The following is a 13,997-nucleotide window of genomic DNA, read 5'->3' on the forward strand; positions in this document are numbered from 1 at the left end:
ACGTCTGACGCCGAACGCGAACGGCGCATGGGGCTACGGCGGCACTGACCGGGCGCATACGACCGCCGCACGGTGACTGTCCGTACCGTGGGCCGGATGCTGAGAGCATGCAATTCATCGCCTTCATGACCCTGCCGGGGCTGGTCATCCCGGACAACGAGGACGACGGGGCCCCGCCGAACAGGACGACCGTGGACCTGGCGGCGGGAACGGCGGTCGTACGGATTCCGCGTTCCGGGGCGGTAGGAGGAGAGTGGATCCTCGGAGCACGGGATCGTTCCGGTTCGGTCGGGGTCGCTACCTCCGCCGGTGGGGGATGGGGCGGGTGTAGCGGCGGCACAGTGCCTCGCGTGCGGCGTCGAACTCGGCCCCGGCCGCCGACGCCGATCCCTCCGCACCGTCGGCGTGCGCACGGACCCCGGCATGTTGCTCCGCGGCCACGCTCTCGCAGGCCCGCAGCACACCGAGGGTGTGTGCGTGCGCGCTGACGACCAGGACGGGTGCGTCGGGGGCGGCGGGCAGTCGGCGGGGGACGGTGACCAGGGTCAGCCTGGCAAGCATGTCCGCGCTTTCGGCCCGGGCCCGTACCGCGTGCGCGGTCGCGGCGAGGTGGCCGCCTGCCGCCATCACGTCGTGCAGCAGCCGCGCGGGGCCTGTCTCCGTGGACCGGCGCGGCCGCCGGGGCGCGAGCGCGTCGCGGGCGGTCAGCTCGTTGCAGCCCAGCTCCAGGCGACGGGCCCATTCCAGATCCTGATGGCCGGAGGCCAGGGTGATGGCGTGCCGGGCGACCTGGTCGATCAGGTCGTCGAGCGGCAGCAGCCTGAGGGTGCGGGCCCTCAGCAGCCACGGCACCTCCATGCGGTATCGGCCCCTCGGGTCGACCGCCTCCAGTTCATGGCCGCTGTGCCATCGGACCTCCACCCGGTCCCGCGGGCCGCCGCTGGATGAGACGTCCACATGTACGTCCGCCACCGCCCAGCGGTGGCCGCCGTGCTCGACGACCGGCAGGCTCTGCTCTCCGCTGGGCGTGTGCCTGTCCGGCCGGGCCCAGCCGGTCAGCGAGGTGCTGCCCGTGGGGTGTTCGGTCACCTCGGCGTCGTCGAGGGCGACCGGAGCAAAGCCGCCGGCGAAGGTCAGCATCGCGCCGCCCGCGGTCGCCGTCATCGCACTGCCCCCGCCGGGGAGCTCGGTCCGAGCCATACCCACCTCCACAGGCAGTGTAGGGAGAGCCGAGCCGCTGCCCCGGAGGAGTCGGACGGCGCGCCGGTGCCCTCGGGGGTACCACCGGCCGAGCGGGTGGAGTACTCGGTCACGGCGAGGGCGGTCCCGTCGGGCTGAGCAAACCTTTCCCCTCCACGGGCGCCCGGCCGCAGGGAACGACAGCGCGCGGGGAGCACCGAGGCAGGGCGAAGCCTGGGTTGCGGGGGACGGGCGGCTCTCACGACCCGTCCGGGACTCCGAGCGGCACGGAGAGCCGGGACTGCCAGCCCTGCTCCGTCAGCGCCACCAGCTGCACCGCCGCCGCACGGGTGCGCAGCGGCAGCAAGCCGTCGACCGCAGCGCGGACACCGGCGGCAGCCGTCGGGTTGTCCGCGCCCATGGCGACCGTGACATGGGCGGCGGGCCGCGTCCCGAAGCGGCCCTTGTACGGGCGCAATTCGGGCCACTGGGCGTGGAACGCATCGACGATCGGCTGGAGCCCCGGAACATTGACGCCGACGAAACCGGACGCGGTCACGACCTCCTCCAAGAGCAGTTCAGCTACCGGGAAACGCGCCGCCAGAGAACGCACGTGCTGCTCGTCCTCACCTGTCAGCGCCGGTTCCGGTATGAACGGGTAGAGGAGCGAGACGTGCGCCGGCACCCCACGACGCACCAGGGCAGGATCGATACGCCACGCCGCATCGAGGAGCGGCGCGGCCTCGGGCAAGACGATGACGACGGCAGTGGTCCCTGGCTCTGGCACGCCGCCATCATCCCAGGCCGGTCCACTGCTGCACCTATCGCCTCCGAGGCGGGCGAGGGCGGCGAGTCGGGCATGGTCGAGGTGGTCGCGGCCCCTTGCCGCTCGGCCAAGCGCGGAGGCTGGTCAGCGCGCGAGTACGTGGCCGTCGTGGGGGCGGTGGTCGCGGGAGCGGCGGAGGTCGGTGCTGACGTACGTGCGTTGCAGCCAGCGGTCCGCTCCGTCGTAGCGGGGGTGGAAGGCGGTGCGGCCATGGACGGTCACGCGGTTGTCGATGATGACCAGGTCGCCCGGGTTCAGGCGCAGGGTGCGGGCGGTCGCCTCGCAGGCGCGGCCGAATTCGGTCAGCGCGGCCGCGGCCCGAGGGGTGAGCGGGGTGGTGACGAGTTGGGCCATCCGTATGTCGGGATCCTCGACCGCTCCCGACAGCACCGGTCGGGGTTCGACGTCGGGCCCGCTCGCGGCGGCGTCCGGCCCGAAGGAGGGCGGTGGTGTGGTGATGAACTCCGGTGCGAACAGGGCCTGGCGGCTGGCTGGGGTGAGCAGCGGCAGCGCTTGGCGGATGCCGGCGACGCGCATGCCGGCGATCCGGTCGTGGTCGGCGCGCAGGCACAGGAAGACCACATAGTCGGGTGGGTGGGGGTGGAAGCCGTTCTCGGTGTGGAAGGACAGCGGCACCGATCCGGCGTTGCCGTGGAAGTCCTCCTGCCCGGGCACGGGCACCACGTCCTGCACGAGGGCGCCGGACTTCTCCGCCCGGTAGGCGAGTGGCTCGCCGAGCCCGCAGGCCACCATGGTGAGCACCGCGGCCGGGACGGTGGCCCGGCGCTGGACCGAGCCGGGTACGGACGGTGTCGCGGGCAGGGCCGTCTGATCGACGGGCAGGCCACCGATCACCCAGGTGCCGTGCGCGCCGGAGTCCCTCCGGAACCGGCGCACCCCACGCCGCAGCGGGACCGGAGCGTCCTCCCAGGCGTCCCGGGCGCGGGCCACCCACTCCGGGTCGTCGACCTGGTCGGGCTCGCCGGTGCAGAGGGTGCGGGCGAGGCGCTCGCACGCGTCGGTGTCGGCCGGGTCGAGTAGCCGGTCGGCGGCGACGGCAGGGCTTTGGGTGGTGCCGGGCGTCGTCTCGGGCATCAGGGTCTCCTGCCGGAGGTGTGGGCGGCGGACAGGCGGACTCACGAGTGGCGCAGGCCGGCCACGGCGTCGGCGATGTAGTGGTCCCCGAATCGGATCAGGGAGGCGTACTGGGCTGCGCGGCGATGGCGCATGAGCCGTAGTTCGGCCACGGCGTTGTCGGGGCCTTCGGGTTTCTGAGCGATGGAACGGCGCAGGTGCACCATCGAGTACGCGAGGGTGACGTGCCGTTCGCCGTCCACGATGTCCGCTTCCAGGAGCGCGCCCCGTGCCTCGGCCAGCTCCGGGGCGCGGGCCGCCAACTGCTCGTAGGAGTCGGGAACCAGGGACACCAGGTCCTTCATCGCGGCCCGGAACAGCTTGTATCCGCGGTGCTGGCGCCCGCTCAACGGCACGTCCACCGACGGGGGCGCCATGGTGTGGCGTATCGACGCCATGTAGTAGTCGGCCGGGACCGTACTCGCATGGGTCATGGCCGCCGGGAAGCCCCGTACGTACACCGTCGCATCGGCCAGCCGCGTCAGCGCGGCTTCGCCGTCGCCGCGCCGTAGATGGCGGGTGGCGTCGGCCACGGCGACCGCGGCGCAGATGTTGAACAGGACGTGGACCTGGTGCCCGATGAGCCACCGAGCACTCCACACACTTTCCATCGAAGCCCCCGCAGCGGGCTCGGGGACGGCCACCAGCGGTACGGAGTCAGCGTCGGCGCCCGGCGCCGCGCCGGTGAGGTCGAGCACAGCGTGCCGCATCCCGGCCGTCTCCAGCGCCAGGTCGGCGCCCGACAGCGGAGCCTCGCACACGTCTTCCAGACCGCGGTGTACGACCAGGAGGCCGTGCAGGGCGGCCTGCTGATCCGTCAGCTCCCGCTCACGGACCCGGAAGAACGACTGGCTGGTCGACTCCGCGGGCATGGCCTCACCGGACACGGCCGGCGCCAGAACCGATAGCGCGGCCACCAACTCACCGGCCGCCGCGGCGGCCTGCCGCAGCGCAAAGACCCGCTCGCCGGGCCTTGCATGGGTCGCCAGCCCGCCCAGTACGCGTGCGGTGCGCCGTGCCTCGGCCTCGACCCGTGGACCCAAATCCGGGAGGGGCCGCCCGCCTCGGGGCTCACGGAACACAGCGACAGCAGGATGACCGGCAACCGGCGATAAGCCCATGGTGGAAGTACTTCGCCAACAACGCTCCGCACGAAACCTGATCAACGAGCTTTGGCAGCAACGATCTCGTCGGCGTACGGGGCTGGGATGCGGCGGGCACGGCGTCGACGACGCGGGCCCGCCGCGGTCCGGGCTGCTCAGGCGGTGGCGAGTGCGGTGCGCAGGGTGCTGGTGGCGAGGTCGATGGCGGCTTGGGCGGCGTGGGTTTCGCGCAGGGGGTTGAGCATGACGAAGTCGTGGATGATGCCCTGGAAGCGGACGGCCGTCACGGGGACTGCCGCGGCGCGGAGCTTGTTGGCGTACGCCTCGGAGCGGGACTCCCTTTCCGTACGGGACCTCGGCGCCGCGCTCCAACTGGAGTCCAGCACGCTCTCCCCGCTGCTCAAGCGCCTCGAAGCGAACGGCCTGGTCCTGCGCGAGCGGCGCGTGGACGACGAACGCTCGGTCGCCGTGCGCCTCACCGAGGCCGGCGCCGACCTTCGGGCCAAGGCCCGGACCGTCCCGCTCGCCATCGGCGACGCCATGAGCCTGACTCCGGAGCAGGACGCCACCGCCAGACACCTGCTCCGCCTGATCGCGGCAAACGTCTCCCACACGTGAGAGCCGCCCAACGGGAGATGTCTACCGCTGCGGCCCGGTCGGGTCGGCAGAACGGCCGGCGGCACCCAAAGACGCCGACGTGAAGTGCCGTACCTGAAGCGGTGCGACGAGGTACTCCTCCTCGCCCGGCAGGACCACCGGCTGGTCGCGCCACTGCTCGCCGGCGTAGTCGACCAGATCCTGCTCGCTGCGCCAGCGGCTGACGTACAGCAGCGAATCCGGCGGCGCGAGCAGCACCTCGTGGTCCACCAGCCCCGGATAGCGGCCGGGAAACTCGCTGACCGCAGACACGATCATGTCGTGGAACGCCTCGAAACGGCCAGGACGTACGCGCGCCTCACTCACCCTGATGATCACGGTCACCAGAGTGTCACGCACGTGGTCGCGACGCCACGGTCCTGACCCCCGCCGGAGCTTGTTGCGGCGGTTGCGGTTGTGGTCGCCGTCTGCTCGCACCCTTGCCGTGGTGGCGGTCGTTGGTCGGCCGGGGTGATCAACGAGGCACCCCCGCATCCGAGCAGAGGTGAACCGGAATGATTCGCAGAACAGTCCGCCGTTCCAGTGTCCGTCGTCGGGCGCTGGTGGCCGGCGCGGCCTTGCTGGCCGTCATCGTGCCGACGACCACCGCCGAAGCGGCCCTGGCGTCCAACTCCGACCTGGAGGTGGTCCGGTTGGACCCGGACGCCGCCGCCCCCGGAGGCACCTCGACGGTGCACGGCTTCGTCTCCAACGCGGGCCCGGAGCAGACGGCCTCGCCGTTCACCGTGGTGGTCATCCTGCCGGAGGGGGCAACGGCGGAGGGGCCGTTCTTCCCGGGGGACTGCGCCGTGTCCGAGAACGGCCACCGGGTGCAGTGCACCTTCCCGGCCGGGCTCGGCGTGTTCCGCAGTGCCACCGCGCTGGTCCCGTTCAAGCTCGCCCCCGAACTGCCCCTCGGCAGTCTGGAAGGCGGCTCCGTCGAGGTGACCGGCGACGACGACCGGAACCCGGCCAACAACCGACAGCCCTTCGTGATCGAGGTCGTGGAGACCGCCTGATCGGGGCGGATGCCCTCCCGGACGGCGGCCGGTGCCACGAGCTCGGTCCCTCCCCTGGCCCCGCGCCCACCCCTCTGGAGAACCTCTGAAGCGAACGCTCAACGCCGTTCCAGCAGCTTTCGCTGACGCGCCGGGGCAACTGTCCTGCTGCTGCTCCATGAGGCAAGGACATAGGGGCCGGTCACCGCGAGGAGCGCGGCGAGTGCCGCGGGAAGTGCCAGCGCGGCGGGCAGGGAGGTGGCGGCCGCGATGTAGGCGATGGCGGCCGGGCCCACCAGGCTGCCGCTGTAGCTGAGCGTGGTGATCGTGGAGAGCTGACGCGGCGTCCCGTGGCCGGCGGTGCTGGCCAGGACGGGCCAGATGAGCGCCATCCCGGCACCGGCCAGCGCCCATCCGGCGAAGGCGCCGAGCGGGCCCATGGTGGACGAGGAGATCACGAGCAGCAGTCCCGTCGCGGTGGTGAGCCCCGCGGTCCGCAGCGTCGTACCCGGACCCAGCCGGGAGTGGAGGTGGTCGCCGGCGAGGCGCACCACGGTCATGGCCGTGAGAAAGGCCGTGTACGTCAGGGACGCGACGGCCGGCGTGACATCGAGGACCCGGCGGGCATGGACACCGGCCCAGTCGGTCGCGGCCCCTTCGGTGAGGAACGCGGCCGCGCCCAGCAGCCCCATGGCCACCACCAGCAGCGGACTGCGGCGAGCGGTGGAGCCAGGCTCGGCGGGACGCGGGACGGGCGGCCTGGCCCGGAAGGTGAGAACGCCCATGGCGGCGGCCAGTGCGAGACCGCTGAAGGACAGCAGGGCCTCCACTCCGACACCGGCGTGCAGGGCGGCGGCGACGGCGAGGCCGCCGCCCACCGCGCCTACGGTCCACATGGCGTGCAGTCGGGACATGATCGGCTGCCGTTGGGCGTGCTCGGCAGCGGCCGCGTGCAGCGTCAACACGACATTGAGGCCGCCCAGGAGCAGCCCGAGGGCCCCGGCCGCGACCGTCAGCGTCCAGTAGTCGTCCGCGACGGCCGGGCCGGCGAGGGCCAGGGCGGTCGCGGGGGCGGTCCAGGCGAGCAGCGGTCGGGTGGCCAGGCGCCCGGCCGCGGTCATGCCCGCCATCGCGGAGATGCCCATGGCCAGCAGCACCACGCCCAGCCTGCCCTCACCCAGGTCCAGGCGGGCGTCCAGGGCGGGCAGGCACGCCCCCCACTGGGCGTTGACCACACCGGTGGCCAGGTAGATCAGGCGCAATCGCGCGAAGTCGGTCACCGTACGACTCGTAGGACGTCCAGGCCGGTGACGAGGTGGTCGCCCAGGCGGGGCCGGCCGGTCGGCACGGGGCGGATCTCGATGGTGGTCATCCCGGCCGCCACACCGGCGTCGATTCCTGCCGCCGCGTCCTCCAGCACCACGCACCGCCCGGCCGCCGCGCGCAGGCGGCGGGCCGCCTGAAGATAGCCCTGCGGGTCGGGCTTCCCGGCCGTCACGTCATCGGCGGTCACCAGTACGTCGGGTATCGGCAGGCCCGCGGCCTTGAGGCGGGCCTGGGCCACCGCGCGCCGGCCGGAGGTCACCACCGCCCAGGGCCCGGCATCCGCCAGGATGCTCCTCGCCCCCGGGGACGCGGAGATGCCGGCGGTGTCCTCGACCTCACGGACCAGCAGCCGGGCCTCCTCCGCGGACGAGTCCAGGCCGGGCGCCACGAGTTCTATCAGTTCACGGGTGGTACGGCCGCCCGACAGTTCGTGCACTTTCGCGGGGTCGAGCCCGTGCTCCACCGACCACTCGCGCAGATGGCGCTCGATGGTGGGCAGGGAATCGACCAGCACTCCGTCCATGTCGAACAGCAGCGCGTCGCAGGACAGGCGGATATCGGGTTCAGCGGACAGCAGCAGCATGGGGGAGGAGCCCTTCTTCAGAGGGACGGGTGTGGCCGAGGATGTCGTTGATGACCTGAGCCCGGTCTCCGGGGTCCAGGCCGTGACCGCCCAGGGGCAGGGTCGTCATGTTCGCGCCCGGAATCTCCCGGGCGAGGGCCAGGCCGTGTGCGAGGGGGAGGAGCGGGTCGTGCGCGCCATGGATCACCAGCGTGGGCACCCGAAGCCCGGGCAGACGACTCCGCCAGGGGGCGACGGGCTCCACGTAGTAATGGTTGGTCAGGCTGGACTCGATGTTCCCGGCCCGCTCGACCACCTTGCGCGCCCGGTCCCGGGAGGAGCGCTCGTCGAAGGCTCGCCCCGATCCGGCGTGCAGCCGGTCCAGGAACACGATGTAGTCCGCGACCGAGCCTTGGTCCGACCACTGCGGCCAGGGCGCGTTGTGCAGTTCGAGCTGGGTCTTGAGCGGTGTCGGCGGCAGGGTCGGGTGCTCGGGATCCGCGTCGCCCGGACTGCTGGAGATGAGCGTCAGTGAGGCGACACGGTCGGGATGGGCGAGCGCCACCAGCTGGCTGACGGCTCCGCCTTGGGACATCCCGACCAGATGGGCCGCCCCGGCACCGAAGGCGTTCAGGATGCCGATCGCGTCCGAGGCCAGATCGTGCAGGTCGTAGTCGGGCGAGCCCGGTGGGCAGGTCGTCGCCCGCCCGGTGTCCCGTCCGTCGTAGCGCAGTACGCGCCGCCGCCCGGCCGCCATCCGGACGCAGAACTCCCGGTCCCAGGCGAGCATGCACGCGCCGGTGCCGGAGACCAGGAGGACCACGGGATCCCCCTCCTCACCGAACGCCTCCACGAACAGTTCGCGGCCGGGGAGGCGGACCGTCGCGGTCTCACGCATGGACGCTCCTCCGGGCCACGTGCTGAAGGACCTGCGTGTACGCCGCGGCCTCGTCGGGGAGGGTGTGCCTGCTGTCGATCATCCGGCGGGCGTTCGTCGCCAAGGTGGTTGCCAGCGAGCGGTCTTCCAGCAGCCGCTGCGCCTGCTTCCGGAACTCGTCCGGGCTGTGGAACAACAGGCCGGTGATGCCGTCGGCCACCAGGCAGGTGTTGCCCGGAATGTCTCGGGCGACGACCGGGGTGCCCAGGTGCATGGCTTCCAGCACCGCGTTGGGGCTGCATTCGCTGATCGAGGTGTTCAGCACGGCGGTGGCTTCCCGCATCGCCGCGTGCAGGTCGCGGCGTTTCAGGGCGCCGGCGTAATGGACGCCGCTGTGCCTCTGACATCGGCGACGCAAGATCTCTTCGAACCCGTCGTACGGCACGCCCGCTATGACCAGCCGCACGCGCGGGTCCTCCCGGTGCCACTCGTCCACACAAGCGGTCAGGAAGAGCGGGTCCTTCACCGGGCGAAGCCCCGCCGGCAGGAGGAAGACCTCCGCATCGTCCGGCAAGCCGAGCCGCTCCTTCAGCGAGAAATCGGACGGGTCGGTATCCACCGCCTGGGGAATCGAGTACAGCTTCCTGAGGGTGTCCGGCCACAGCGCCAGGCAGCGCAGCACGAAGTCGTCGTTGAACGCCACCAGCGCGTCCGCACCGGCCACCGCCTCGGTCATGACCGCGAGATGGGCGGGATCCAAGGAGAACTCGTTGAGATCGGTGCCGCCGAACACCACGACGTACGGGACGGTCAGACTCCGCCGGATCTCGCCCGCGGCCACGGCGTGGGTCACGATCGCCGCATCGAAGCTCCGCCCCCCGACCCCGTCGGCAAGGGCATCCGGGAGGGCACTGGCTTCCACGAGCCGCACTTCATGGCCCACGCTGGACAAATGTGCTGCGATCCGGCGGATCGTCGTGTCGTTTCCGGTTCCTGGAGCACTATCTGCGATAGCCGCAATGATCATCGCTCGCATGACCTTTCGTCAGAAACGGGGCTCGCGACGGCGTCGGAGAGAAGTCCCTATGCGGTGCCCCGGCGGGCCCCTGCGGGCGGGCGGGGCACGGGCGGTGCCTCCACGGATGGTTCGAGCACGGACGCGGAGTTGGACCAGCCTCCAAACGACATGCGAACAGTTCTCGACAATGTCCCGTCCGCTCCTCGAGAGCCCTTTGAGCCGGACCTGAGGACGTGCTCACCGCGAGAGCGCTCGTACCGCCCCAGGCCCGCCGGAGAAGGTCGACTTGGTCCACCGGCAGTCAATTTCGCCATCCCACGCCGCGAAGGAGGACAGGCAAGGGGGGCGGGAAGCCATACGGTTCCCGCCCCGCCTCGTGCCTCATGGTGCAGGCAAGGCCGAAGCTGCCTCGCCCATCGTCAGCGCCAGGTCTGCTGGGGGCTGTTGTTGCACGTCCACAGCTGGACCTTGCCGCCGTTGCGGTTCTCGTTGGTGTCGTGGTCCAGGCACTTGCCGTTGTACTTCGAGCGGATCGTGTTGTTCGCTCCGCGGTACCAGGCCTGCTGCGGTTGGCCGTTGCAGGTCCACAGCTGGACCGTGCCGCCGTTGTTGTTGATGGTGTTCGTGTCGGCGTCCAGGCACTTGTTGTTGTTGAAGTCGACCCTCAGCGCCCCCGACGGCTCGAGGATCCAGCGCTGGTTGGCGGCGTAGTTGCAGTCCCACACCTGCGCTCGCCCGCCGTTGTTGTTGATCGTGTTCGTGTCCGCGTCCAGGCACCGATTGCTGAGCTGGACCTGATAGACCACCCCGGCGGTGGGCGCCGACCGGGTGTCGGCCCCGGTCTCCGCGGCGCCTGCGGCTGTGGCCAGGGGGATGAGCATGAGTGCCAGGCCGGCCGACAGGAAACGGGCCTTGCGGGTGTCGAAGCGCATGGTTGATGGACCTTTCGCTCGTGAAGGGTCGGCGTTGGCAGGCAGACCGGTGCCGCGATGGGGGCGGTAACGGGAGCCGCGTGGTTCACCTCGAGGGGTGAACTGCCGACTGGATGATCCGAGTTTGTGGTGGTCCGCCAGGGTCTCGCAACGTTGTCCCTGTTGCTTCACCTATATCGGGATCCCTACCCTCCTGACCTGCCGGGATGTGCGCGTCCCGGGACAGGGTGCGCCGCTGCGGGACACCTGGACCACCGCCTCGGCGGCCTTCCCCTGGGAAAGAGGGCACACATGAGCCACCTTGACGGCGCTGGTCGGCACACCGCGGCCGCCCGCCGGCTCGGTGATGCCCTGCGAGCGCTGCAGCAGCGGTCCGGAATGACGCTGAGGGATCTGGAACAGCGGGCGCTGATCAGCGATTCCTCCCTCTCCCGCTACTTCCGCGGGTCGACGGTGCCGCCCTGGCCCGTCGTGCGGGACATCTGCAAGGCCATGGACACCGATCCGGCGCCGTACCGAGCGCTGTGGGAAGCGGCCGACCGGACGCAGAACCGTCCGCCGCCCAGCCCGGCCGCGGGTGCGGTGACGGCCGCGACGCCGGCCGGCCTTGTCCCTGCGCCCTCGCCAGAGCGAGATGAGCCGACGGAACCACCGTCGATCCACCAGGGCGCGCCGCCCCCCGCAACTCGTGCAGCTCCTGCGGCTCCGCGAGAGACTTCCCCGACCCGAGGCAAGCGGGACCGGGCTGCCACCGGGCGCTGGTGGTGGACGACGGCCGGGTTCCTGGCCGGCCTGGCCTTGGGCGTCGGCGGCACGCTGCTGGCGGCTGAGCCACCGGCGTCCGACACGGCCCGCGTCTTTCGGAACAAGGCCACCGAGACCTGTCTGGACGACAGCGTCGAGGGTTTGCGGAGTTGGCCTTGCAATGGCCTGCATTACCAAGAATGGGAGTTCCGCTCCCAGGGTTCCGGTCCTGGAGACCTCCGCAACCGGGCGACCGGAGCCTGCCTGGACAGCAGCGGCACGGCCCCGCGCGCCCGTTCGTGCGACAGCTCGACCCACCAGGACTGGACGGTCACAGCACGGGAGGACGGCACGGTCCAGCTCCGCAACCTGGCCACGGGAACCTGCCTGGAGGCGGCCCCCGCGTCCCTGACGGCTCGGACCTGCGACGGCTCGGATCGGCAGCGCTGGTCCTGACCGGGTGGCCTGCTCCGGCCGCCGCTCGGTGGTCAGCTCAGTCCCAGTCCCAGTCCTCGGATCCGGTACTGCATCACCCGATAGGGCCAGCCGGTCTCCGTACGCCACTGGCTGACCGTCAGGTGCAGGTCTTCGAGACGTGAGCCGGGGATGACGTAGCCACCGTAGGGCTGGGCGACATGCGCACCGCCCTCCTGCCCCCAGGCGGCACCGTGGATCAGAGTGCGCCGGTACGCCGCGGAGAGGTCCGCGGTGGGCCGATCCACGATGAGCGCCTCGATACGTGCCCCGGCGGCGTTGAAGCAGACCAGCAGCCAGCGCCCCTCGATCCGCCGCAAGCACACCTCCCCGAAGCCCCCTTCCAGGACGGGCGTCGGCGGGTTCCCCCAGGCCCAGGAGCCCGCACGGTACCCCCACGACGCGTACGCTGCGGGCTCCGCGATGGCATCCACCGCCACCCGGTGCAGCAGCAGCGGCCCGTTCCGCCCGTAACCCGTCGAGTACAGATAGACGTAACCGTCCTCGCCGAGCTCCCAGGTCACCAGCTGGAACTGTCCGCCGTGAGCGTCTCCTGGGAAGCGGGCCCCGATATGCCGCCAGGTCATGCCCGCGTCCTCCGAGCGCCAGATCTCGCTCCACAGCACATTGCCCCACCCCCGGTGCACGCTGACGTGCAGGAACAGGGTGCGGCCGATGAGGATCACATCGGACGGCAGCACAGTGCTGAAGAGCGGGTTGTCATGCTCGTACGCCCACAGTTGGCGGGCGTGCTCACCACCGACCGCCCCGCTCCAGGCGATGCCCTCGTCGAGACGGGACGTGGTGGAGTACAGGCCGACCGGGGAACGCCACCAGCCGCCACCCACCCTCGCCTGCTCGAAGGTGTCGCCGAACACGAAGAGGAGCCTGCCGTCCGGCACCCGGACCGGAATACCGAGGTCCGTGGCCTCCATACGGAATCGCGTCGTGATGCCGGGCCCCGTGAGATCGCGGACCTTCACCACCTGGAGACCGTCGGACCCGCCCGCCAGGCCACGATCGAACCCGGCAGGGCCCCGGCCGACAACCGGCCCGACCAAGCCGCCCGCCCCGAAAGCCGCCGAAGCGGCCGCCCGCAGAAACGTCGACCGGCGCAGCCCCGGCCCCCGCACAACCGTCATGCACCAACAACCCGACCGGCGGCCCGAGTGTTACGCCCCGCGCCACGTGGTGGCCAGCAGCCAGCAGCCAGCGGCCGGGGGCCGTCACAGGGGGTTCCGCTGGGCCAAACCGGCTTCGCGGGCGGATCCAGGTGATATGGATTGCTCACGTGCCGTCTGTCGCGCCGATCACCAGCATCCGAGGGGATCACAGCGCGCCCATCATGCGTTGAAACCGTCGAACGGAGCGCTCCGCGCAAGCGCGCCGTGTCGCCCATGGGATGAGGAGGATCCGATGAACGCTGCCGAGGAGAATCGGCAGGAGCTGGACGTGGTGAGCATCCTGAACGCGAAGACGACGCTGCTCCACCTGCTGGCCCGGGCAGGGGTCCCCTCCAGCGACGCGGAGGGGCTGATCGCCCTCGTCGAGGCGGGCGCGCTCGCCGGCGCGTACGGGGAGGTCGGCGCGTCCGGAGGGTCCGTGCCGGGGGACAAGGGCGAGCCGTACGAGTCCGGCTGGCTCGACGGCGCCCGTGCCGTCACCGACGAGCTCGGCGCGATCGCCGAACGGGTACTGCGGCAGGCCGTCGACCCCGAAGGGTCGAGCGGCGCCTCGGACGCCCGGTCACCGGTCGGGCGGATGGAGGTGGAGCGGGCGAAGGTGGCCGTCACCCCCCTCTACCTCGCCTTCACCGCTGCCTCCGACCTCGACCCCGAGGTCACCGAGCAGGTGCTCGGTGCCGTGCTCCGTACGATGACTCCCCGGCAGCGGGCCGGGTACGCGGGCCGGCTCGCGGCGTTCGCCGCGGCGCACCAAGCCCGGCTGGAGCGGCTGTACGTGGAGTACGGACCCGACAGTGCCACCGCCATCCACGGCCGCTACTCCCTCCTGCACTCCGCCACCAGCGTCGCCGTACTGGAGCGGCTCGCCACCACGGGGGCCGCGCTGCGGGAGGAGTGGGACGCCGCCGAACTGCCGCCCGCCTGGCTCGACGGCCTCATGCGGGCCTGGGACGCGGCCGCCTAGCAACCCGTCTCTCCCCCCCCGCACCCCACCAGGTGGCCGT

14 protein-coding genes and 3 pseudogenes are annotated in these 13,997 nt (G+C 71.6%); 5 read left to right on the forward strand and 12 right to left on the reverse strand.

Features of this window, described 5'->3' with window-relative positions; translation table 11 throughout:
* Positions 1–125: 125 nt before the first annotated feature.
* Positions 126–215, forward strand: a pseudogene (locus ACFWP3_RS02325) (DUF6191 domain-containing protein); the annotation flags it as partial.
* An 82-nt stretch (positions 216–297) separates the two neighbouring features.
* Here ACFWP3_RS02325 and ACFWP3_RS02330 read toward each other — a convergent pair.
* From ACFWP3_RS02330 to ACFWP3_RS02350, 5 genes and pseudogenes are all read right to left on the reverse strand, one after another.
* Positions 298–1,200 carry a hypothetical protein gene (locus ACFWP3_RS02330; protein WP_384215539.1) on the reverse strand — a complete coding sequence of 301 codons (903 nt, stop codon included), beginning with the start codon at positions 1,198–1,200 and terminating at the stop codon, positions 298–300.
* 238 nt (positions 1,201–1,438) lie between these two features.
* Complete coding sequence (locus ACFWP3_RS02335) at positions 1,439–1,930, reverse strand: 2'-5' RNA ligase family protein (RefSeq protein ID WP_384215540.1); 492 nt, start codon at positions 1,928–1,930, stop codon at positions 1,439–1,441.
* A gap of 159 nt (positions 1,931–2,089) precedes the next feature.
* Positions 2,090–3,100 carry a TauD/TfdA family dioxygenase gene (locus ACFWP3_RS02340; protein ID WP_384215541.1) on the reverse strand — a complete coding sequence of 337 codons (1,011 nt, stop codon included), beginning with the start codon at positions 3,098–3,100 and terminating at the stop codon, positions 2,090–2,092.
* Positions 3,101–3,141: 41 nt separating this feature from the next.
* Positions 3,142–4,011, reverse strand: coding sequence for a hypothetical protein (locus ACFWP3_RS02345; protein ID WP_384215542.1), 870 nt, complete (start codon positions 4,009–4,011; stop codon positions 3,142–3,144).
* A 386-nt stretch (positions 4,012–4,397) separates the two neighbouring features.
* Positions 4,398–4,568 (reverse strand): annotated as a pseudogene (locus ACFWP3_RS02350) (esterase); the annotation flags it as partial.
* Position 4,569: 1 nt separating this feature from the next.
* Here ACFWP3_RS02350 and ACFWP3_RS02355 point away from each other — a divergent pair.
* Positions 4,570–4,860 (forward strand): annotated as a pseudogene (locus ACFWP3_RS02355) (MarR family winged helix-turn-helix transcriptional regulator); the annotation flags it as partial.
* A 21-nt stretch (positions 4,861–4,881) separates the two neighbouring features.
* Here the strand turns inward: ACFWP3_RS02355 and ACFWP3_RS02360 are convergent.
* Positions 4,882–5,223: an antibiotic biosynthesis monooxygenase family protein gene (locus ACFWP3_RS02360; RefSeq protein ID WP_384215543.1), complete on the reverse strand. Its 342-nt coding sequence runs from the start codon at positions 5,221–5,223 to the stop codon at positions 4,882–4,884.
* A 170-nt stretch (positions 5,224–5,393) separates the two neighbouring features.
* Here ACFWP3_RS02360 and ACFWP3_RS02365 point away from each other — a divergent pair, with 170 nt between their 5' ends.
* Positions 5,394–5,897 (forward strand): hypothetical protein, encoded by a 504-nt coding sequence (locus ACFWP3_RS02365; protein ID WP_384215544.1) that lies wholly within the window; start codon positions 5,394–5,396, stop codon positions 5,895–5,897.
* A 98-nt stretch (positions 5,898–5,995) separates the two neighbouring features.
* Here ACFWP3_RS02365 and ACFWP3_RS02370 read toward each other — a convergent pair whose 3' ends face one another.
* From ACFWP3_RS02370 to ACFWP3_RS02390, 5 genes are all read right to left on the reverse strand, one after another.
* On the reverse strand, positions 5,996–7,156 hold the full coding sequence (locus ACFWP3_RS02370; RefSeq protein ID WP_384215545.1) for an MFS transporter: 1,161 nt from the start codon (positions 7,154–7,156) through the stop codon (positions 5,996–5,998).
* Positions 7,153–7,785, reverse strand: a complete 633-nt coding sequence (locus ACFWP3_RS02375; RefSeq protein ID WP_384215546.1) for an HAD-IA family hydrolase — start codon at positions 7,783–7,785, stop codon at positions 7,153–7,155. The genes ACFWP3_RS02370 and ACFWP3_RS02375 overlap by 4 nt, the downstream gene beginning before the upstream one ends.
* Positions 7,766–8,662, reverse strand: coding sequence for an alpha/beta hydrolase (locus ACFWP3_RS02380; RefSeq protein ID WP_384215547.1), 897 nt, complete (start codon positions 8,660–8,662; stop codon positions 7,766–7,768). Before ACFWP3_RS02380 ends, ACFWP3_RS02375 begins: the two co-directional genes overlap by 20 nt.
* Positions 8,655–9,677, reverse strand: coding sequence for a glycosyltransferase (locus ACFWP3_RS02385; RefSeq protein WP_384215548.1), 1,023 nt, complete (start codon positions 9,675–9,677; stop codon positions 8,655–8,657). The genes ACFWP3_RS02380 and ACFWP3_RS02385 overlap by 8 nt, the downstream gene beginning before the upstream one ends.
* 401 nt (positions 9,678–10,078) lie before the next feature.
* Positions 10,079–10,591 carry a ricin-type beta-trefoil lectin domain protein gene (locus tag ACFWP3_RS02390; protein ID WP_384215549.1) on the reverse strand — a complete coding sequence of 171 codons (513 nt, stop codon included), beginning with the start codon at positions 10,589–10,591 and terminating at the stop codon, positions 10,079–10,081.
* Positions 10,592–10,882: 291 nt separating this feature from the next.
* On the opposite strand from ACFWP3_RS02390, the gene ACFWP3_RS02395 reads away from it, so the two are divergent.
* On the forward strand, positions 10,883–11,791 hold the full coding sequence (locus tag ACFWP3_RS02395; RefSeq protein ID WP_384215550.1) for a ricin-type beta-trefoil lectin domain protein: 909 nt from the start codon (positions 10,883–10,885) through the stop codon (positions 11,789–11,791).
* Between the two features lie 32 nt (positions 11,792–11,823).
* Here ACFWP3_RS02395 and ACFWP3_RS02400 read toward each other — a convergent pair whose 3' ends face one another.
* Positions 11,824–12,795, reverse strand: coding sequence for a DUF4185 domain-containing protein (locus ACFWP3_RS02400; protein WP_384215551.1), 972 nt, complete (start codon positions 12,793–12,795; stop codon positions 11,824–11,826).
* Positions 12,796–13,225: 430 nt separating this feature from the next.
* On the opposite strand from ACFWP3_RS02400, the gene ACFWP3_RS02405 reads away from it, so the two are divergent.
* Positions 13,226–13,957, forward strand: coding sequence for a hypothetical protein (locus ACFWP3_RS02405; protein WP_384215552.1), 732 nt, complete (start codon positions 13,226–13,228; stop codon positions 13,955–13,957).
* Positions 13,958–13,997: the final 40 nt, after the last annotated feature.

Origin of the sequence: Streptomyces sp. NPDC058525, assembly GCF_042719495.1 — a bacterium.
GTDB lineage: Bacteria > Actinomycetota > Actinomycetes > Streptomycetales > Streptomycetaceae > Streptomyces.